At 37.8% G+C, this 20,517-nt stretch carries 17 protein-coding genes; 2 read left to right on the top strand and 15 right to left on the bottom strand.

Features of this window, described 5'->3' with window-relative positions:
- Positions 1-152 precede the first annotated feature (152 nt).
- From NV349_RS09395 to NV349_RS09385, 3 genes are all read right to left on the bottom strand, one after another.
- Positions 153-338 (bottom strand): hypothetical protein, encoded by a 186-nt coding sequence (locus NV349_RS09395; RefSeq protein ID WP_036117327.1) that lies wholly within the window; start codon positions 336-338, stop codon positions 153-155.
- A 102-nt stretch (positions 339-440) separates the two neighbouring features.
- Entirely contained in the window at positions 441-1,802 is a 1,362-nt protein-coding gene (locus tag NV349_RS09390) for an aspartate kinase (RefSeq protein ID WP_036117325.1), read from the bottom strand.
- Between the two features lie 620 nt (positions 1,803-2,422).
- Positions 2,423-3,175 carry a glucose 1-dehydrogenase gene (locus NV349_RS09385; RefSeq protein ID WP_036117323.1) on the bottom strand — a complete coding sequence of 251 codons (753 nt, stop codon included), beginning with the start codon at positions 3,173-3,175 and terminating at the stop codon, positions 2,423-2,425.
- Between the two features lie 203 nt (positions 3,176-3,378).
- Between NV349_RS09385 and NV349_RS09380 the strand changes: the two genes are divergently transcribed.
- Positions 3,379-3,990 (top strand): TetR/AcrR family transcriptional regulator, encoded by a 612-nt coding sequence (locus NV349_RS09380; RefSeq protein WP_036117321.1) that lies wholly within the window; start codon positions 3,379-3,381, stop codon positions 3,988-3,990.
- 43 nt (positions 3,991-4,033) lie between these two features.
- Here NV349_RS09380 and NV349_RS09375 read toward each other — a convergent pair whose 3' ends face one another.
- Positions 4,034-4,492, bottom strand: coding sequence for a VOC family protein (locus NV349_RS09375; protein WP_271913116.1), 459 nt, complete (start codon positions 4,490-4,492; stop codon positions 4,034-4,036).
- Positions 4,493-4,603: 111 nt separating this feature from the next.
- On the opposite strand from NV349_RS09375, the gene NV349_RS09370 reads away from it, so the two are divergent.
- A complete protein-coding gene (locus NV349_RS09370) occupies positions 4,604-5,551 on the top strand; it encodes a helix-turn-helix transcriptional regulator (protein WP_271913114.1) in 948 nt (315 codons plus the stop codon).
- Between the two features lie 146 nt (positions 5,552-5,697).
- Here the strand turns inward: NV349_RS09370 and topB are convergent, their stop codons facing one another.
- The 11 genes from topB to NV349_RS09315 all read right to left on the bottom strand — a co-directional run bounded on the left by topB (position 5,698) and on the right by NV349_RS09315 (position 20,507).
- Positions 5,698-7,827 carry a type IA DNA topoisomerase gene (gene topB, locus NV349_RS09365; protein WP_271913113.1) on the bottom strand — a complete coding sequence of 710 codons (2,130 nt, stop codon included), beginning with the start codon at positions 7,825-7,827 and terminating at the stop codon, positions 5,698-5,700.
- A 290-nt stretch (positions 7,828-8,117) separates the two neighbouring features.
- Entirely contained in the window at positions 8,118-8,942 is an 825-nt protein-coding gene (locus NV349_RS09360) for a sugar phosphate isomerase/epimerase family protein (RefSeq protein ID WP_271913111.1), read from the bottom strand.
- A complete protein-coding gene (locus NV349_RS09355) occupies positions 8,939-9,907 on the bottom strand; it encodes a DUF6005 family protein (RefSeq protein WP_089932327.1) in 969 nt (322 codons plus the stop codon). Before NV349_RS09355 ends, NV349_RS09360 begins: the two co-directional genes overlap by 4 nt.
- 13 nt (positions 9,908-9,920) lie before the next feature.
- Positions 9,921-10,178 carry a petrobactin biosynthesis protein AsbD gene (gene asbD / locus NV349_RS09350; protein WP_036127419.1) on the bottom strand — a complete coding sequence of 86 codons (258 nt, stop codon included), beginning with the start codon at positions 10,176-10,178 and terminating at the stop codon, positions 9,921-9,923.
- Positions 10,175-11,413 (bottom strand): AMP-binding protein, encoded by a 1,239-nt coding sequence (locus NV349_RS09345; RefSeq protein WP_271913108.1) that lies wholly within the window; start codon positions 11,411-11,413, stop codon positions 10,175-10,177. Before NV349_RS09345 ends, asbD begins: the two co-directional genes overlap by 4 nt.
- On the bottom strand, positions 11,410-13,161 hold the full coding sequence (locus NV349_RS09340) for an IucA/IucC family protein (RefSeq protein ID WP_271913106.1): 1,752 nt from the start codon (positions 13,159-13,161) through the stop codon (positions 11,410-11,412). Before NV349_RS09340 ends, NV349_RS09345 begins: the two co-directional genes overlap by 4 nt.
- On the bottom strand, positions 13,133-14,956 hold the full coding sequence (locus NV349_RS09335) for an IucA/IucC family protein (RefSeq protein ID WP_271913104.1): 1,824 nt from the start codon (positions 14,954-14,956) through the stop codon (positions 13,133-13,135). Before NV349_RS09335 ends, NV349_RS09340 begins: the two co-directional genes overlap by 29 nt.
- A 672-nt stretch (positions 14,957-15,628) precedes the next feature.
- A complete protein-coding gene (locus NV349_RS09330; protein ID WP_036127430.1) occupies positions 15,629-16,810 on the bottom strand; it encodes a NupC/NupG family nucleoside CNT transporter in 1,182 nt (393 codons plus the stop codon).
- A 26-nt stretch (positions 16,811-16,836) separates the two neighbouring features.
- Entirely contained in the window at positions 16,837-18,132 is a 1,296-nt protein-coding gene (locus NV349_RS09325) for a purine/pyrimidine permease (protein WP_089932336.1), read from the bottom strand.
- Positions 18,133-18,167: 35 nt separating this feature from the next.
- Positions 18,168-18,875 (bottom strand): purine-nucleoside phosphorylase, encoded by a 708-nt coding sequence (gene deoD / locus NV349_RS09320; protein WP_271913102.1) that lies wholly within the window; start codon positions 18,873-18,875, stop codon positions 18,168-18,170.
- A 195-nt stretch (positions 18,876-19,070) separates the two neighbouring features.
- Positions 19,071-20,507 carry an AcpB/EbpR/MafR family transcriptional regulator gene (locus NV349_RS09315; protein WP_271913100.1) on the bottom strand — a complete coding sequence of 479 codons (1,437 nt, stop codon included), beginning with the start codon at positions 20,505-20,507 and terminating at the stop codon, positions 19,071-19,073.
- Positions 20,508-20,517 lie beyond the last annotated feature (10 nt).

The raw sequence follows: 20,517 nt of genomic DNA, 5'->3' as shown, positions 1-20,517 counted from the left end.
TACAAAGAAGAATTTGTACTGTCGATTCTTTATTCAAATTTGAACCTTCTGAACGTATGTACAGAATAACAACTTCATAATACTCAAATTATTTATTTTCTTTGAAATTGTATCATAACTTTGGCTATTGTCACAATTCCAATTTCAAGGCGTTATTGTTGCTTTTGTTTGAGATTTTTAAAGCGAATCACAGAGCCTATAATAATAAAGACCCAGCCAATGCCAATGTAAACAATTTTCATTGTTTTGGTCGATGACGGTAAAATATCCATAATCGTTAAACAGACAAAAAGTATCCCAAGGATGGAGAAAAGCATCCCAATTGTTAAATTCTTCACGAAAAACCCTCCCAACTTATGTACGCCCTCGATTTTACCGTATTCTAAGCAAAAAGAAAACACTAATCCAAGCAAGAAACACTTGGATTAGTGATGATTGTGTCATTTTGCTTTCGCATGAGCAAAAAACTCTTCATATAACGCTTGTAAAATACGGTTTTCATATTCCTGAAGGACCCCAAATACGAGGCTGACTTCAGAAGAACCTTGATTGATCATTTCAATATTTGCGCCAGTTTCTGAAATCGCTGTGGCAGCACGGGCAGCTAAACCTGTATTATGACGCATCCCTTCGCCAACAATCACGATCATCGAAAAACCGTGACGCATTTCTACATACTCAGCATGTAGCTCTTCTTTCACACGACTAATAATACGTGCTTCATTTTCTGGAGTTAGTTGATTTGAACGCATGATAACAGAAATATCGTCTAAGCCAGACGGTGTGTGTTCATAAGAAATATTCTCATCTTCTAAAATTTGGAGCAGCTTTCGTCCAAAGCCTACTTCACGATTCATCAAATATTTAGAAACATATAAAGTTGAAAAGCCACTGTCTGCCGAGATTCCTGTAACGGGACGACCTGTTGCAGGACGGCTTGGTACGATACGAGTACCTGGGGCTAATGGATTATTTGTATTTTTTATGTTAACGGGCACCCCAATCTTGTAGACAGGCATTAACGCTTCATCATGGAACACTGAAAAGCCTGCATATGATAATTCGCGCATTTCGCGATACGTAATTTCTTTAATTTCCACTGGATCATTGACAACTTTCGGATTCGCAGAGAACACACAATCCACATCCGTAAAGTTTTCGTACAGCTCCGCTTCAACGGCTGCTGCTAAAATGGAACCTGTAATATCAGAGCCACCGCGGTCAAATGTTCGCAATACGCCCGCTTTAGTGTAACCGAAGAACCCTGGGAACACAATAATTTCTTTTGTATCTTTTAAAGGGGCTAAATTAGCATACGCTTCGGGTAAAGCAAATGTGCGTTCAGGCAAATCATTGACCACTAAACCTTCTTTTGGACTAATGTAGCGTGCGGGCATACCAATGGCATTAAAGTAAGCTGCTATCAGCTTGGCATTATTATCTTCACCTGCTGCTTTAATACTATCGATGAATAATTCCACGTTCGTTTTGTCACCTTGTACACGTTCACGTAAATCTTCCGCAATTACGTCACAAATGGCATGGTCTAATCCCAAACCATCTGCAATCGCTCGAAAACGATTCACAACAGTTTGCAATTTTTCTTCCGTATTCTCATGTTGTAACGCTGCATTTGCTAATTGTATTAATAGGTCTGTTACTTTTATATCGTCATCAGAACGTTTCCCTGGTGCTGAAACGGCAACAATCTTACGTGCCGGATTAGATTTCACAATGTTTGCCACTTTTTGAATTTGTTCTGCACTTGCTACAGATGTTCCACCAAATTTACACACGATCATATCTATCAAATCCTAACTTTTCAAATTAATTGTATTCCTCCAAAAAACAATTGAATGTACACAGTGTACAAATTATCGTTTCCTACGTCAATACAATTTAAAAAATTCACGCAATTTATCGAGAAATATGGACAATTTTCGTACTGTTTGATTTATTATACGGATTTCGCATGAAATAGTTAAGGTTTTTATGAATTTTTTTTCGTGACATTCACATATTCGTGAAATTTTCCATTTTGACTTTCTTCTATATAATGAAGAAAACGCTTACTCCAACTATGATATGCACAAACAGCCACTATGTTTGTGCTATTTTGTATGTAAAAAAGGCGACTTGAGCAGAGTTCTAACGCTTGATTTCAAGGGCGTTATCGCTCATTCACAGAGTTTCCTGCCCTTCCACGAGTATTCCTCCTCCTTCCGCGAGTATTCATCTTCCCTCCGCGAGTATCCCTCTTCCTTCCGCGAGTATTTCTCTTCCTTCCGCGAGTATTCTATTAATCATAGAAGTTCTCGCTCAATTGCTTGGATGCAACACTCTTTCGTGAGCAGCCGCCTTCCTCTACATAAAAAAACTAGGCTCACGTTATGTGATGCCTAGTTTTACTTGTGCTATTGGATTACATGGCTGTCCAGCCACCATCGATCACTAGCTCTGCGCCTGTCATGAAACGAGATTCGTCAGATGCTAGGAAGACTACACCATAGGCTACATCTTCCGGTTCACCGAAATATGGTAGTTGTGTGTAAGTTTGATAGAATGGTAGTGCGCCTCCCTCTACCATTGTCGGTGCTGTCATCGGTGTGACGATAATGCCTGGGTGCACAGAATTCACGCGAATTTTGTCTTTGCCGTATTCGATAGCAGCCGATTTAGAAAGTACACGCAGCGCACCTTTTGCTGCTGTATAGGGGCTTGTACCAGCCATCCCAACGATTCCGCCAATGGAAGAAATATTAATGATTGAACCGCCGCCCGCTTTTTGCATTTCAGGAATCACGTATTTCATACCAATAACACAGCCATTCAGGTTGATATCCATAATTTTATTCCATTCAGCCATTTCCATGTCAGCCATCGTTTTTGGTGATGAAACGCCTGCATTGTTGACAAGAATATCGACTTTGCCGTAAGCCTTTACAGCCTCCGCAATTACTGCTTTCCACTCGTCTTCTGAAGTGACATTATGTGAAAGCCCCATAATCTCTCCACCATTTTCTTTAATTTCTTTAACTAAGTTATGCAATGGCTCGATTTGCACATCTGTTGCAATTACCTTTGCGCCTTCTTGTGCGAATAATTTTGCTTCGGATGCACCCATCCCCATCGCTGCTCCTGTAATAATTGCTACTTTTCCATTTAAACGACCCATAATAAAAACTTCCTTCCTTCTATATAAATGAACAATTCATGAACACGTTAACAACTAGTTGTATTATCGACACCGTGTCGTTAATATAATTATAACTCGCTATTTAAAAAGGGCAAACAACACAAAAACCTGTTATGATGCTTACACAACATTCACAATAAATCTGTTGTTTAAATAGAAAATTTGATACAAGGAGCATAAAAATGTCGAAAAAAATGGACCCCCGCGTCATCCGAACACGCCAATTATTAAGAGATGCGCTGGTGGAATTAATTGATGAACAAGGCTATGAGAAGATTACAGTTCAAGATATTACACAACGAGCCACATTAAATCGTGCCACTTTTTATTTACATTACCGTGATAAGCTGGACCTTCTCTATCAAAGCTCAGAAGAAACTTTGCATGAGCTTGTCAGTAGTATTCGTCCAAACTTTGAGGAGAAGAAGGATTTTGATTTATTACCAAATTATGATCAGCCTCACGAGACATTTATGCATTTATTTGAACAAATAGCGCTGAATAGTAAGCTTTATAAGGTTTATCTCACGGAAAAGAATATCCCTTATTTCTCTGATGGTTTGAAAAACATTATTATCAATTTCGTCTCAAGTGGCATTCAAATTATGGAGCCTAACGATCAAAAGCTAACAGTGCCCCGTGAGATGGCTGTACGGTTTTATGCCGCTGCCTTTCTTGAAGTGATTGTTTGGTGGTTGGAACATGATATGCCGTATACACCAAAATTTATGGCGACCCAGCTCATGCGTATTACCATTAAAGGGCCTTATATTGACAATCCCTTTGAAAAGTAAAGAAGATTTGGGTATAGGTTAAGCCCATACCCAAAGGACTTACCTATGCGCCATTTAGTAATCTTTCATCAAACATTAATTGTATTTGAATGCCGAACGGGTCTTCGATAATGCCATAAGCTTTACTAAAAACATTACTGGATAACGGAACAATGATTCTTACTCTTTCATCTGACGTTAAGCTCTTGTAAAAATGATCCATTTCTTCTAGGTCTGCGCTCTGTATACATAATGAGGAATGGTTTCCTACTACATAGTGTTCCGTAACATCCATTGTAGCTTCTGCTAGCATTAGCTTTGTTTTGCCAATTAATAAAACAGCATGTGCTATATGCTGTTTATTTTCTTCTGTAAGACGCATTGTCTTGTCACGTTTTGCCATATCCTCATATGTCACAAGCAACAGTTCCTCCGCATTCAAATGTTCTTTGTAAAATTGGACAGCTTCTTTTGCCTTTCCGTTCATGGATAAAAAAATAGCGACTTCAAGTGTGGCACTCATCGTATCAATCTCCCTTAATAAAATAGTTAGATAATAACTCCATTGATATTACCTAACTCTTATTTTAGAATATAAAGGTATCAAAACATGACACCTTTTAAGGAGATGACCATGAAAAAATCAGAACGACTTAATGATATGATCAGATACTTAAATGGTCGGGAATTTTTTAATTTAACAGATTTAATGACTACCTACAGCATTTCTAAAAGTACAGCGCTACGTGATGTTCATTCTTTAGAGCAATTAGGCATGCCGATTTTTGCCGAGCATGGAAGACATGGACGGTATGGCATCTTAAAAAACAGGCTATTGTCCCCTATTATTTTTACATTGGATGAGGTGTATGCTTTGTACTTTGCTATGCTCACATTAGAATCTTACCAATCAACACCTTTTCATCTAAGTGTTAATCAATTAAATGAAAAATTTGAAAGCTGTCTGTCTAAACATCAAGTAGAACAGATGCATCAAATGAAAAAAGTCCTGCAATTTGAAGCTAACCAGCATCATCATATTAGTCTTTTTTTAGATAAGATTTTAATGAGTATTCTTCATGAATATAGCTGTCAATTTCAATATCAAAAAAATAATGAGCCAAAAGATTACCATGTTCAATTTTTCAAAATATCTGCTAAATTTGGGCAATGGTATGTAACTGGCATAGAAGTGGATACGAAGAAAGTGAAGGTTTTCAGATGTGATAAAATAACGTCCATTGAAGTAATAGATAGTAGCATGCACTTTTCTCTAGACGCACTAATCAATCGGTCATTAGAAATGGATCAACCAAAGAAACGTATTGCATTTGAGGTAGAAATTTCAGCACAGGCAAAGGATATTTTTTATAAAGAACATTACCCTTCTATGACACTAGAAATGGATGATAAAACTGTAATTAAGGGCTTTTACAACCCAGGAGAAGAAACATTTATCGGCAATTATTTTATGAGGTATGGTCAGCATATTATCTCCGTGAAGCCCAAAGCATTACAACAAATAATCCAAGACCAAGTAGAGAATCTCCTTCATCACTATCAAAAATTAACCTCACATTAGCCCATAAAAAATCCCGAACTATATGATTTGACTAGCTCGGGTTTTCTGTCTATATTGCTCGATCCACATAAGACCGTTAGCAAAAGCTATAAAATGAATTCAATTGATCAGTTTTTTTGCACCATAGATCATAAAGCTCCCCCGCTTTACTTTTCATTAAACTCAAATTCAATTTTCCCTTCTACCAAACGGAGTGACGCATTAAATTGTTTGCCACTCTTTGATTTAAACCCTTTCATCACAGCTGTTTTACCAATCTTACATAAATCATGAATATTCTTCTCCGTTAGTTTTTTTCCTAATAGCCTTCCTGGAAACGTTTGCTTACAACCATTTTTATAATTCGAACAACCGTAAAAACTTTTACGCAAACCTATTTTTCCTACTTTACATGTCGGACACATCACAATATCTTTCACAACAGCTGGTTTAAACTGCTCCGCTTCAATTGTAAGTGACTCTAACTGTTTAGGCACTTCCGCTATTAATTGATTAATAAACTTGCCTATGCTTTCAATGAAATGTTTGGCTGACCCTTCTCCATGACCAATTTTATGTAAATAAATTTCCCATTTTGCCGTCATCGATGGACTTGACAGTAATGTTCCTTCAATTGATCGACATAAAAGCGCACCCTTAGGCGTAATACTCACGATATTTTTTCGTACTTCAATAAATCCATGCTTTTTAATCGTCTCGATAATGCCACTACGAGTTGCTTCCGTCCCAATACCTTCAATCGACTTCAGCACCTCGATTTCCTCTTCATCCTCAACCGATTTACCACATGTTTTCATCATCGTAATGAGTTGACCTTCTGTATAAGGCTTAGGAGCCGTTGTCGTGCCTTCTAAAATAGAAACCTTACTTTGTACCATCTCATCTTGGAAAACAACAGGTAACGACTCTTCACGCTCCTGCAACTCTTTCTCATTTGAAAACAATTCTTTCCAACCTTTTACAAGCTCTGTTTTCCCTACCGTTTTAAACGCAACGTTTTTGACATTCGTTATGATCGTTTTTTCGTCGTATTGATAATCTTGGTGAAACATAGCGAGTGTCGTATTGACGATTTCAAAATAAATATTTCGTTCATCCGCATTCATGGATTGTAACGCTTTTTCTGTCGGCACTTTTTTCGTTGGGATAATAGCATAGTGCTCCCCAACGTTGGCACTATCGACGTAGCGTTTGTTATTCCCACGGTTGATTGCATGAAATGACTTTCCCACGAGCTGCTGATAGTTGGCCAATGAGTCATTTAAATAGGCAAACTCATGATGTGTAATGAGCTGAGAATCAGTACGTGGATAAGAAACGAGCTTTTTCTCATAAAGTGATTGCGTAAGTTTCAACACATGCGATGGACTGTATTTCCAACGCTTATTGGCAGCAGCTTGTAATGTTGATAACGCATGTAGTTTAGGTGGTGCGATCCGCTTCTTTTTATTCGTTATACTTGTAATTAGACCCGTATCCAGCGGTTCAATCCCATGCTGTTGCAATAATTGCACAGCCTCTGCACGCTCTTTCGTTTTTAAATTTGCCTTCCCTTTATATATACCATTTTGTGCTTTGAAAACCCCTTCAATTTCATAAAATTTTTCAGGCTTGAAATGTTCGATTTCCTGCTGTCTTTTATAAATTAAATAGACGGTTGGTGATTGCACACGTCCGATGGAGATACTGCCCCTAAAGCCCTTTTTTTGTAAAAGTAGCGTATAGAGGCGACTACAGTTCATCCCTACTAACCAATCGCTAATTTGACGTGTTTTTGCTTCTTGGTACATGAGCAAATCACGCTCATTACTTTGCATATGATTAAAACCTTTTCGAATTTCCTCAACCTCTAATGAATTGATCCATAATCGTTTAACAGGCTTGTTGACTTTCGTCATTTTTAAAAGGGAGTAGAAGATATTTGAACCCTCACGTTCACTATCGCAGCCATTATAAATCATGGTTACTTGCGGATCATTAAAGATTTTTTTGACTGCATGAAATTGTGTATACATTTTAGAAACAACTTTGTCTTCAAATTTTTGTGGAATGATCGGTAATGATCCCAGTGACCATTTCTCCCATTCCTTCTGATATTCTTTTGGTTCCTTTAATTCAACAAGATGACCCACTGCCCAGGTAATGACTGCACCATTAGGAAAAGTTGAACAAGGTTCCAGTTCAATAAATGTTTTCTCTTTTTTCTTTATTTTAAATGCATCTGCATAAGCCCTTGCTTGAGATGGCTTCTCTGCTAAAATGGCGATTTTCCCCATTGATCATCACATCTTCTTTAAAATAGTTTCGTAGCTTTTCTATAAAAACATAAAACTCAACTAATCAGATTAGTTGAGTTGATGGTGAATACCTTACTACTATTTTACTTTAAACAATTAAAAATATCACTTATTAAAATCTATGAACTAAAAGGACCCTTCAAATGGTTGATGCAAGCCAATCGATTTCGTTTAGCTTCTTGAATATTTGACGGAATTAGGCGGCTGTGATTTAACCAACTCAGCAGCCATATACCCCATCATCATTGCTGGGTATAAACAGCCTTACACTATATTTGCACCAACTGCAACGCCTTCTTAACCTCTTGACTATCTTTTGCTAATACGCTCATCACATTCGATCCAAACCATTCCAATGATGCATCTACCTCCATCGTTGAAACTGCTTCTGCTAGGAATTCACCATAATCAATAGCACCTTCAAACAAAGGAACCATTCCTTCCCTAGACCCTGCTGCCGCATACACATTGTTTGGTGAAAAAACATCTAGTTGAGCACGTGAGGCAATATTTTTAAAGTGAAAATGTGAGATATAAGGACGTAGTTGCTTCATGGCGACAATCGGGTTCATTCCTGATTCCCATATATGTAAAACGTCAAAGTTCACTCGTAGGCTGGAGTGATTCGTTTCTTCAAGTAACTGCATGGTTGAAGGTAGGTTATCTGTTAATGTATTTGGATGAGTTTCTACCAGCAAATTTTGTCCTTGTGACTCAAGATAATCACAGAGCATTGTAAGTCTGACAATAAGTTCTGCCCTTTCTTTCTTACTCGTGTCTGAGCTGCCTTGCCTTCCTACAAATGTACGAATTTTATTTGTTCCCCAGCGCTTGGCAAGTGCAGATAATCTTTCTGTTTCAGCCATCATCTCCGAAACGGGTGCATCTAATGGCAAATAATCACTAAGCATGCTTGTTTCCAAACCGTAGGAGCTTAGCCAATCTGCTCCATAATGAGGTTCATCTGCCAAGTTCTTTGCATGAATGCCCCAGAGCTCGATTCCTTGAAAACCTTGTGTTTTAGCAAATTGAGCTAATTGCTCCATCGAGTGGAGATGGTGCCGAAATGAGATTGTACAAATTGATAGTTTCATAACATGACCTCTTTCTTGTGCTGTAATGTTAACCATGCTTGAAAACATTCTTGTAATCCTTGCTTGATTTTGAACTCAAGCTGATTTTGTTCTTCTAACTTCACAAAAATATTTTCCACCAATAACAAATCTTGCGTCATCGCCAGCTTCATCGCTCGATACTGAATCGTTGTATAGCCAGTCACTAGACGCTCAATTTCATCACACCATGTGTCAAAGCCTTCCTCTTCTCGCCCAAGTGCTTCCCAAAAAAATGCAAATGCATGCTCATATGCATACTTTCTAATCGCGATAACTGGCAATTGCTTTAAGGCCGTCGGTAGTTTTGACAGACGTTCTTTTCCTGCGATAGACTTTTTCATAATTTCGGTAACGGCATCTGTCAACGGATTACAATCAAGCTTGATGCATGTATTAAAATAGGCTTCAACCGTCTCTGTAGTAGGAGCAATAATCGTCTCAGAATCAAAGTAATAGCCACCTTTGACAGTTGGCTCTTGGATTGCAGCTAAAATTCGCTCCTTCGGTAAAATTCCTTCCCAGCGAAAATCAGGGTCATACATAAACCACTCTTCTTCATTTTCGGTCGATTCTAGCATCACATAATGAGGGAATGGACGTTGATGAAATTTATTCTCTCGCTCTGGCAGCATCGATAAATCCAGCATCACCATCACATGTTGATGTGGCGATTTATTCTCTACTAGCCCTAGCAATTTGTTTATATTTTCTTGTTTAGACTGCTTTTCGTCATACCATTTGTAAAGCTTGATGCCATAGAGCATTTCATACCATGTTTGAAAGAAATCATGATCGATTTGATCCGAATGGTATGTTAGCACACCATTATCAAGCACATCAAAATCAGCGTCCCATACCCCAAAATAGTAGGGCCTATGATCGACACCTTTCGTTTTCTTAATAACCTCACAAACACAGCTTACAAAACAATGAACTTTTATCATTTTTGGCCTCCGATTATTCTACCTTTTGCTGTTTTTCTAAAAAGCTTGCTAATGTTCCTACTGTTTTGAAATCTTTAGGAACGAGAACCTCATCGGGGATGGCAATGCCAAGATCCAGCTCTATATGAAGAATCAGTTGAAGGACCATAATGGAATCCATATACAAATCCTCATTTAATCGGGCATCTTCATTGAAAGAAGACAGTGTCGGCAACTCTAATGAATTTTCCATAATATCATAGATGCTCTGAATCAATTGTTGTCGCGTCATACTGGTATGCCTCCAAGTTTTTTTCTACTTATTTTTCCATTAGGCAGCTTTTCAATTTCTTGAACAGGCAAAAACTCTATTGGAACTTGATGTGGAGCTAGAAATTTTCGGCACCATTCTCGAAGCTCCATATTATCGATTGGTTCAGTAGACACATATAGTGCACATACCCGCTCTCCTGATAGGCTATCTTGTTTCTTATATACAACTGCTTCGACTATTCTTGGGTCATCCATTAACACGGTTTCCACTTCTTGCGGATACACATTCAAGCCTGCTACATTAATCGTGTCATCTATTCTTGCTAGAAAAGACAAAACATTATCTTCTATATAGCCAAGATCTTTCGTATAAATCGTTTGTGTAGACAATTCAATAATGATTTCGCTCGGTGTTTGTTTATCACCGGCTGTTACCTTTACATGAGGAAGTGGGTAACCCATTTCTTTCGGATCTTCCACATTAGGGTGAATCGCAACACAGCCTGCTTCAGAGCAGCCATACTGCTGGAGTACTTGGCGAGATTTCTCCCTTAATGTTGTCAGCCAGCTATGCGGCATCAAAGTTCCTGACGTCATGACACGATCAAATTGTTCACCCATCGGTAATAATCGACTTAATGTATAAAGTAACGCTGGGGCCCCATAAAGTATGTGTTGAGGATATTCTTTTAGCTTTTTCAAAATATATTTAGGATTATTATTCGTAATAATAACTGGCTTTGCTCCCCTTCTTATGCAAGCCAAGACACCACAAATGAAGCCATAGGAATGAGTTACTGGACAAGCAACAACCGAATTTGTCAAGGAATCGACAGGTAACATCGTCACATAACTTTCAATCTCTTTTTCCACAGAGCCCCACGTTCGTTCAATACATTTCGGAGCGCCTGTTGTGCCTGAGCTCATTTGAACTAATACGCCCTCTTGGTTATTGCAATGATTTGATAGTTCAATGAAAGTATCAATCGATTGGAACAACAGCAGATGACTACCTGCTGAAGAAGCAAGTCGCACAGCTCCCTCTTTCGGCGTTGCTGAATGGATGGGGACAACTGATCCCCCTTTTTCGCGAATGTATAAACAAAGAGCTATATATTGGAAAGTATCATCCGTACAAATAGCTAGTCTGCGATTGTTACATTCCCTTAGATGAGGTAAGCTTTCATATATTTCAAATTGCTTCTCAATATCTTCTACTGCATAAAATTGATCATTGACATAAAACATCATCATTTCTCCTTTTTATCCGCTTGCGCCAACGTATTATTGACGATATGTCGAAAATTACCTTCCTCTTGATTTTGAACTTTCTTAGTTAGCAAAGATTCAACATAAATATGTGTGCTAGTATGCTGAAGCTGTTCATGTCTTGCACATAACGATGGAAAGCGTTCCAAGTGCTTCTGTAAGCTGTCCTTAACTTGACACCAAAAATGTGTTTCTGCAAAGTCATACTGCTCCTCTAGCAAATACGATAGTTCACTTAAATGAAATACGAATAGTGTATCCATAATTAACTCTCGTAAAGCCTCTAGAGAAGACATCCAATAATACTGATCGACAGGTGCATCTTTAAAACGTTCGTGTATCGTTGCAAAGTCTGGAACGAGGCTTCTGTCTGCAATGAATTCTTCCATATATTCGATACTGTCATGGAAATCCCTCAGTACAACCCGAGTGGGCCACCCATTTTGATGCAATAAAATCATGTTTTGTGCATGTGCCTCCAGCGCAATACCATGAGCGACCAGCAAGTGCCACACAGGAATAACACTCACTTCGATCAAGCGTTTTACCCACTCCTCTGCTCCATATCGGGAAAGCCAATCATCAATAAATGGACGCCCATCTCTCTCCATCATCATTAGTACTGTAAAAGGAACCGCTTCCTCTTCATCCTTCATATACAAGCGCACACTTTCTCGCCATATGGTACCAAGCTGACCTTCTAGTTTGCTACTATGCTTTTGGGCATTCGGTTCAAAAATAATACCTGCATATTCCTCCAGTACAATAAGCGATGCTTCCTTTTGTAAATAGGCATCTAATTGAATCACCTGTTTAAGCCATGATGAAATAGGAGGAGCGGCACAAACAGCATGAGAATGTAACTTTCGCAAGGAAGAAGTATTCACCATATTCATTGCGCATTTTAATTGCGCCTTTTCAGGATGTGAAACATTCCATAATGTTCGTACTGATTGGGTTGCCCTATAGTAATCTCCTTTCACATTTAGAGGGATTAAATTTTTTTGCTCAATTAATTCAGCTAGTTCCATTTTCAGGTTATGCCATTGCCAAGGATGAACGGGTAGGAACGTATAGTCGTCAAATGTTCCACCGAAAATCGCAAGCTTTGCTAGAAGGTCTTCCCATAGCAAATGTCCTAGCTCTCTTTTCCAAAAGCTCTCTTCCTCAAGAACGGTGATTCGTACGTAGCTTCTTCTCACCGCAACCCATTGAAGGGTAAATGATTGCTTTGCCTCAGGGCCATAGTTTTTATGGTCGTCAATTGTAAAACCAGTTCTAGATTTGAAACAAGGATGATAGGGATGCCCTTCCATGATTTCTGATTCTAATTCTTCATAGCTCGAATTTCTTCTCGACATGGGCATTTGGAGATGACGCTCATTCCATTGACAAAGCTTACTCGTTAAATGAAGTTCTTCCAGTAAACGAACTTTGTCTTTACGAGTAGATAGTAATTCATCTACTAGATCCTCAAGCGTAGCTTCTAGTAACGTCTCATCTTTTCCTACTAGAAAAATACTATCGCCCTTTATTCGGATACGATCAAAGGCCATTCTTCGCCCTTCACAACGATAGGTACATTTCTGTCCAACAAGAGTAAAAATGGAAGACCATTTATCTAGAGGCGTTTCTTCATATTTGATTAGTCTTTCAAACATCATTGCTTCTACAAGCTGCCGCCTTACACGTAGCTCTTCTTGTTTAGTAACTAAAGGCTGTAGCTGCTTCATATTCTGCCTCCTCATACTGAACAACGAACGGATTTGGCACTTTCGTATATACCGCTTGTTCAAGCTCGGCTTCTAGTTCATCTACATCATGAAATCTTGTTAATAAATTTGCTTTGAACGCAAGCTCCTCTTGCTTTAGAATGTTACGAATAAATGCCTTCCCGAAACCTGTAAATTCTTTTTCTAATAAGTGCAGTTGATCGATAGACCACTTCAAAAGAATTTTTTCATCGATTAGCTGATCGGCTCCAAATCGAGAAATAACGGGAAACAATTGATTCATAAATAAATAATATGTAAATCTATCATGAATAAGGGCATCTTCGTAAAATAGCTCTTCTGTTTCATGTAAAGAAGGCTCTATTGAAAGAAGTACTTCTTTATATGTTTTTGACAAGTAATAACCTTGGTTATCACGATAATAATAAGTAGTTGGATAACTGGAAGAAATGTTTAACAAACTATTTTGCTGGTGTGCTTCGAGAGCTATTCCATTCTCATCGTATAATCTTAATAACGATTCAATCGAACATTTCCAATAAGCCTTAAACCAATCTAAGCTTACGCTCTCTATTGATCGGAATTCTGATTGAGCGATTTTCATGATGAGCTGACATAATTTTGATTTTTCTTTTGGTAGGGGCTCTTGCAAAAGCGTAGCGATCATGCAGATTCCTTCATCATGTCCTTCAGGAAATACATTTGAGCGAAAAATAACCTCAAACCCTGATTCCGTCTGATTTGGGAACTCTACAGTCATATAGGCTGGATCATCAATCATCCGGAAAGATGGATGGTTCTGTAAGAAATCAATCTTATTCATTAACCGAGCCATAACAATCCCAGCTTTTAATTCATGCGTTCTAGTCACCCGCAATGAATTCGTTATTTTGACTGGAATTGAAAACTTATACATCATTTCTTCATTTGTGCTATATACCGTTCTTATCGAGGAGGTTGCTGTATAAAGTGCCCCAAGTGCACCTTCGTATTTTATCCATCCTTCAGCAAGCGCTTTTTTTACATGCGGTTGCTGCAAAAGCCATTGTGCTTGAAGCGGATGCATCGGAATGAGGCAATCCTTCTCTGACATCACAAAATCAGGTTGTGATGTTGTTAAAGACTGAGAAATGAGTTCACTTGCACTTTTTTCTAATACAGAGGACTCTTTCACATTTTTACGGTCGACACGAAAATAGTGAAGCTGGAAAGAACCTTGTAACTCTGGAGCAAAACTCGTTTGCTGCCAATCTGACATCCCTTGTCTGCTTTTAGGTGTCGGATGGAGCCAATGTCCAAGTAAGAGAGATTGCTCAGCTTCAATAAACGTACCGTTAGCTCCATTTTGTTTCTTATTTTCCAGACGCTTTTCAATATAATTTGTCATCGTTTGATAGCTCTCAATTATGCGAAGAATGAGTTCATCAAAATGGGAGGAAAGTTCATGACATCCGTCCTTCTTAGCCATAAAATGGAGTTCCTGAATAAATGTGATGAGTATCGTTAATTTATCTTCGACAAGCCATTGTTTTTGTTTCGTACAATACTTCAACGAGTCACCAAATTTATGTCTTCCAACAAGAGATTTGTATTCCATGCCAAATGCAAAACGTGTGTTTTGTAATGGCAACTCGATTTCTAATATATATTCCTCTGTCATCAGGATAGATAGTCGCTGTTCTTTTATCCATTCCTCCTTTCTGACCCAGTGTCCGCTACTCACCTCTCGTATATAACAATTCATAAACGCTTGAAACGTTGCATTTTCTGCAATCTGTTTAGCCATCTGTTGCATTCATTAACCATCCTTTCACAGAGCCTTCTCCCTATCAAATGATAATTATTATCATTCACTGTTAAAAAAATGAGTCTTCCAAATTAAAAAGACTGATGAGATGATAAGAAGTAAATGGAAACAATTGAATTGTTGACAAACGTTGATAATGATTATCATTTTCAACAATAATTACATATTATAAGAAAGACAGAAATGACTCAACTGTCTAAAGACCTATATGGCAATTTAAACCATCGAAATAGGTAAAAGTGTAGAAGCTGTTGCCTTTTCTTGGAGGATATTAAGAGGTTATTAATATATGGTACTTTGAGAGGGAGAAATATTACAAGGAGATAAAAAGAATTTTGCCATATGTGAAAGGTCTATATGTTATGAATGTTCCTAGCCTTTTACATAATATGCAAAGAGGCTGGGACAGAACTCATTTTATTGAGAAAAAGCAAAAAATGAATGTTATTTTTGTGATTTATTAAAGTATATGTGTTCTAATAACGCAAAAAAATGTTAGACCAAACTTGTAAATGGTCTAACATTTTTTCTTTTGTCCCAGCCTCAAAAATTATATTTATTTATAGAGATCTACCCTCCCTTTTTCCAAGTAACTGAGCAATTTTAGGTGATAGGAAATGGTGTAGATACTCTTAAGTCATTCAAATCTTATGAGCCTATTTAAAATACAATGCCGATAATGATAGCTGATAGAACACTTACAAGTGAAGCACCATATAGCAATTTTAATCCAAAGCGCGCAACCACATTCCCTTGCTTTTCATTTAACCCTTTCACCGCACCCACGATGGTACCAATGGACCCAAAGTTCGCGAAGGATATAAGGAAAACAGATACGATGGCTGTTGTGCGCTCACTGAAACTATCTTGTATTTTAACAAAATCCAGCATGGCAACGAATTCATTTGCCACAAGCTTTGTCGCCATGATACTTCCGGCATTGACAGCTTCATGCCAAGGTACACCCATGACAAAGGCAATTGGAGCAAAGATATAGCCTAAGATGTCTTGGAACGAGATGCCGAATATACCGCTAAATACACCATTAATCAAGGCAATCAACCCAACAAAACCTACTAACATGACCCCAACGATGATGGCTACCTTAAACCCATCCATAATATATTCGCCTAGCATTTCAAAGAAGGTTTGCTTTTCACCTTCTTGTACTTCAATTATATCCTCTTCGGCTTTTACGTCATACGGGTTAATGATGGAGGCTATGATAAAGCCGCCAAATAAGTTTAATATTAATGCTGCCACTACATACTTAGGCTCTAACATCGTCATATAGGAGCCGACAATCGACATAGATACCGTTGACATCGCAGAAGCACATAATGTATACAGACGATGTTTCGGTAAAAATCCAATTTGATTTTTCACGGAAATAAATACTTCATTTTGTCCTACTATAGCTGCTGCAACTGCATTATATGATTCTAGTTTACCCATCCCATTTATTTTACTTAATACTAAACCAATATACTTAATAATAAATGGGAGGATTTTATAATGTTGCAATATTCCAATTATTGCTGACATAAATACAATTGGCATTAATACATAAAGGAAAAATGTATGTGCACCTTCATTGGCCATCCCACCGAATACAAAATTAGTACCTTCATTGGCGTATTCAAGTAATTTTGCAAAACTATCAGCAAAACCTTTAATTAGAAATTCCCCGATACCCGTTTTAAGTAAAAGAAAGCCTAAAATAAGTTGGATAGCAATCATCACCATGATGGGGCGATATTTAATCTTTTTCTTATTATTACTTGCAACCCATGCTAATAATAGAACTAGCATGAGTCCTACTATAGAAATTAAATAATGCATCTTGTCCCCTCCGTGTTTTACTCTGTTTAAGATATAGACTTACTCGAATGTTTTTCCTTCCAGATTAATCCTTGTTCTAAAATAATCGCTAAAAAACTTCCACAAATTAACCCATTGTTTAAAATAGCAATCACGATAGGAGATAATTGGCTTGTCGCAGATGAAGGAATAAACATTAAACCAACACCAACTAAAAGAGACACGCCACTCACGATATACGTTCGTTCCTCGTGCGTAACCGTTTTCAATTCTTTCAAGGAGATTCCGACCATCTTGACAAAAATAACGAATGTTACAGCATAGCCTATTGGTGCTGGAATACCCGCTAATATATTCATAAAGGGTGGCAGTAAGGAGATACAGATAACGCAGCAACACCCAATTAAAAACGACCTGCGTTCCTTCATACCTGTTTGTTCAACATATCCTGCTGCCCCCGAAATTGGCACTGAGCCGATCGCACCCAGGCCTCCACAAATTAGTTGTGTAATCCCTGACATAAATCCAGCACGCAAATAACGGCGATCATCCCTTGATTGTTTTTGTTTCATGACTGTCTCCATCAAACGGATTGATGCAATCGCATTAACTATTAATAGCAATGCTAACAAGAATGCTGTAGTGATGGTTCCACTGTCAAATCTCGGCCTTCCAAATGGGAATAATTCAGGGAGCTTAACTAGTGTATTTACCTGTGAAATCCCAGATGTCTGACCAAAAATCACAAATAATAACCAACCTATCAATATACTAATGATGATTGAAAATTGTCGCAGAATAGTATAGCGATTGTTGCCTAACCAAAAGGTGATACAAATGACCATCGTACTAAGTAGAAATACTTTAATATTTACTGTTGCGTGGCTTGATGAAATACCCATCATTCCTTTCATAAAGGAGCCACTTAATTGAAAGATTAATAAAAGCAAATAGATAAAAGTGATGGTCGGTGTAAATAAACAAGCAATTTTATCCATTAGCTTAAGTGCTGAAAGTAGGATAAATAAAATACCACTTATAATCATTCCTCCACATAAAGCTTGTAAGGCAGCCATGTGAGAAGAATATAATACCCCTACCAAACTCGCATAAATGGTAAAAATGCTCCACCATAAACCAGCTGGCCCTTCATGGATTGGTAATTTATGACCAATCAGCCCTTGTAAAAAACCAGCTATCCCTAAAGTAATAATCGTACTTTGGATTAGCCCAGACGTCTCAATAGATGTTAGATTATATACATCTGCGATAGCAATCGGCGCTGCGATAGCACCAGCGAGCATAAATACCATCCACTGTAATCCAGACAATATTGCCTTCATTACGGTCTTCCCCTTTTCTTACGATTACTATTGCATTACTCATCGATGATTGTCTGAAGTGCAATGTCCACCATTTCATAAAAGGACTTTTCACTTTCCTCGTGAGATAAGCTTTCATTTGTTAATAATTGACTACCTACCGTCAAAATAGATAATGCTTTTACCCCGTATTTAGCAGCTAAAGTATAGAGGGATGTACTTTCCATTTCTACACCTAACACACCGAATTCCATAAACTTATGAAGCGTGTCTAGTGTTTCACGATAGAATTCATCAGAATTATAAATATTGCCAACAAAGACATTTACTTTTTTGTCTTGTGCTTGTTGATACGCCTTTATTAATAAAGAAAAATCTGCTGTTGGTGCATAATTATTACCGTAGAATATTTTCTCCGTCAAATTGCTATCTGAGGACACTGCTTGGGCTAATATAATATCACGGATATTAATATCCTTTTGCATCGCACCACATGTTCCGATACGAACCAGTTTCTTAACGCCATAATCGTTGACCAATTCCGTACCATATATACTCATCGATGGATTGCCCATCCCAGTACCTTGAACTGAAATCGGCACACCTTTGTACATTCCTGTGTAACCATACATCCCTCTTACTTCGTTATAGCAATAAGCCTTCTCTAGAAAATGCTCTGCTACAAATCTTGCACGCAGAGGATCTCCAGGAAGCAGCACACGCTCTGCTATTTCTCCCTTTTTTGCACCTAAATGCCTACTCATCTTTATCCCTCCAACTATTTATCTCAAATTCCATAAGGTAAACGTTTTCATTTGCCATCAAAAAAACCCATAGCTGTTTCCAAACCAATTTCTCTTAAAAGAAATCGGTTCAGAAACTACTATGAGTATAAGATTTTTTTATCATAACAAACTAGACCAGATTGTTACGTAGTGTACAGGAAATAATTGACCAAATTACTGAAGCAATTCTTGGCGAATATTATCTAAATCCCTTTTTGAAGGAATCGTTGAAATAATAACAACGGGCACTGTCGTTAAGGCAACAGGAAAATTACTTATGACAAAATCAATGTGATGCTGCTCCACCATTTCGTCGGTTAGCCCCTTCATAATGGAAGTATTAATAATGAGCTGGTCTCCAATTTCGTTTTTTATCAAATTAGCTATATAATGACGGATAGAAAACTCCTCACCAATGACCAAGAAGGCTCGTTTACTTTTATAGCGTAGTCCTGAACGAACAAGTAAGGTGAGTTTGGTTAAATGAAAGTCATTATACAGGACAGAAGGGTATGTTTTTTGCCACTTTTGCATGCAGTTCTGCATATCTTGATAAATTTGCTGACACTCGATTTGAACATAGTTTGTTAAATTACTTTTTGCAATCGTCAACCATTCAGGAATGGCGTTATCGATTAAAAGCTTGTCAAGAAACTCATATACTTCCAAGATAAAACGCTCTTGCCTATCTAGATTGGGGTAAGCCCTAGCCAATATTGTTAATAACTGCTGCGCCATTTGATCGACTTCTTTATTCTTGTACAATTCAATTTCTTTCTTCGGCGTCATGTCAGACCCTTCATAATAATGATATTGGCTTAGGCTAAATAGGGATTGCATGAAAAACAATTCATTTTTTGGTAATTCTATAGAGAATCTTTCTTCCAGTGCCAGCGCAAATTCTTTTACTGGCAAATAGAAAATCCCACTTTCCCAAAGATAATCACCCTCAGCAATTTTGACATAGTTCCCTTTTCTCACTCTTTCAAGTACAATCGCTATTAAAAACGATAATTTCCGTTTGGAATTGATAAAATAAACAATGTTCTTCTCATTCTCTATATTCGTAATGGATTGATTGATAAAATCACAGTCACTATTCGTAAATGGCCATCCTGTAAACTCATAAGCATCACCATATAACTTCCAGTAAAAATAACGGATATTCAATTCATTTCCCTTTACGGCTGGCGTCGAGTATGTAATTCGTAGCTTATATGGCTTCAAATCGTGATTATTTAATTGCATAATCAATTTCTTCAAAGATGAGGTACTCATAAACATAGCTTCTGCAAGCTCCTCCATGGTGAATTGATGCCCATTTGTAAACAATAAATGCATTAGTCGATAGAAGATTGTTTGTCTAAGCATGCTTGAAACCACTTCACTAACTGTTGTACTTCGCCCATCGCGTTGTAGAAAGATTCCCTTTCCTCTAGACACTTCAATAGTCATCGCTGCTGGCAATTGCCTATTGATTTCTTCTACTAGCTTACGGATGGTTTTATCTGAAACATGTAAACTTTTTTCAACCTCCGCTAAAGTAAACCATCTTTGTTCAGCATCTAACAGCGTTAATAATCGACTAGCTAATTTGAATTCCTTATCCACGTTCTCACCC

Source organism: Lysinibacillus sp. OF-1 (assembly GCF_028356935.1).
Lineage (GTDB): Bacteria > Bacillota > Bacilli > Bacillales_A > Planococcaceae > Lysinibacillus > Lysinibacillus fusiformis_D.
This window is presented reverse-complemented; position numbering and strand designations above follow the sequence as displayed.

Coding starts and splice junctions, on each gene's coding strand:
- NV349_RS09345 (WP_271913108.1), bottom strand. CDS start 11,413: ATGATGATGTTTTATGTCAATGATCAATTTTATGCAGTAGAAGATATT.
- NV349_RS09325 (WP_089932336.1), bottom strand. CDS start 18,132: ATGAAGGCAATATTGTCTGGATTACAGTGGATGGTATTTATGCTCGCT.
- NV349_RS09355 (WP_089932327.1), bottom strand. CDS start 9,907: ATGATAAAAGTTCATTGTTTTGTAAGCTGTGTTTGTGAGGTTATTAAG.
- NV349_RS09380 (WP_036117321.1), top strand. CDS start 3,379: ATGTCGAAAAAAATGGACCCCCGCGTCATCCGAACACGCCAATTATTA.
- NV349_RS09370 (WP_271913114.1), top strand. CDS start 4,604: ATGAAAAAATCAGAACGACTTAATGATATGATCAGATACTTAAATGGT.
- NV349_RS09340 (WP_271913106.1), bottom strand. CDS start 13,161: ATGAAGCAGCTACAGCCTTTAGTTACTAAACAAGAAGAGCTACGTGTA.
- NV349_RS09385 (WP_036117323.1), bottom strand. CDS start 3,175: ATGGGTCGTTTAAATGGAAAAGTAGCAATTATTACAGGAGCAGCGATG.
- NV349_RS09390 (WP_036117325.1), bottom strand. CDS start 1,802: ATGATCGTGTGTAAATTTGGTGGAACATCTGTAGCAAGTGCAGAACAA.
- NV349_RS09360 (WP_271913111.1), bottom strand. CDS start 8,942: ATGAAACTATCAATTTGTACAATCTCATTTCGGCACCATCTCCACTCG.
- asbD (WP_036127419.1), bottom strand. CDS start 10,178: ATGACGCGACAACAATTGATTCAGAGCATCTATGATATTATGGAAAAT.
- deoD (WP_271913102.1), bottom strand. CDS start 18,875: ATGAGTAGGCATTTAGGTGCAAAAAAGGGAGAAATAGCAGAGCGTGTG.
- NV349_RS09330 (WP_036127430.1), bottom strand. CDS start 16,810: ATGCATTATTTAATTTCTATAGTAGGACTCATGCTAGTTCTATTATTA.
- NV349_RS09375 (WP_271913116.1), bottom strand. CDS start 4,492: ATGAGTGCCACACTTGAAGTCGCTATTTTTTTATCCATGAACGGAAAG.
- NV349_RS09335 (WP_271913104.1), bottom strand. CDS start 14,956: ATGCAACAGATGGCTAAACAGATTGCAGAAAATGCAACGTTTCAAGCG.
- topB (WP_271913113.1), bottom strand. CDS start 7,827: ATGGGGAAAATCGCCATTTTAGCAGAGAAGCCATCTCAAGCAAGGGCT.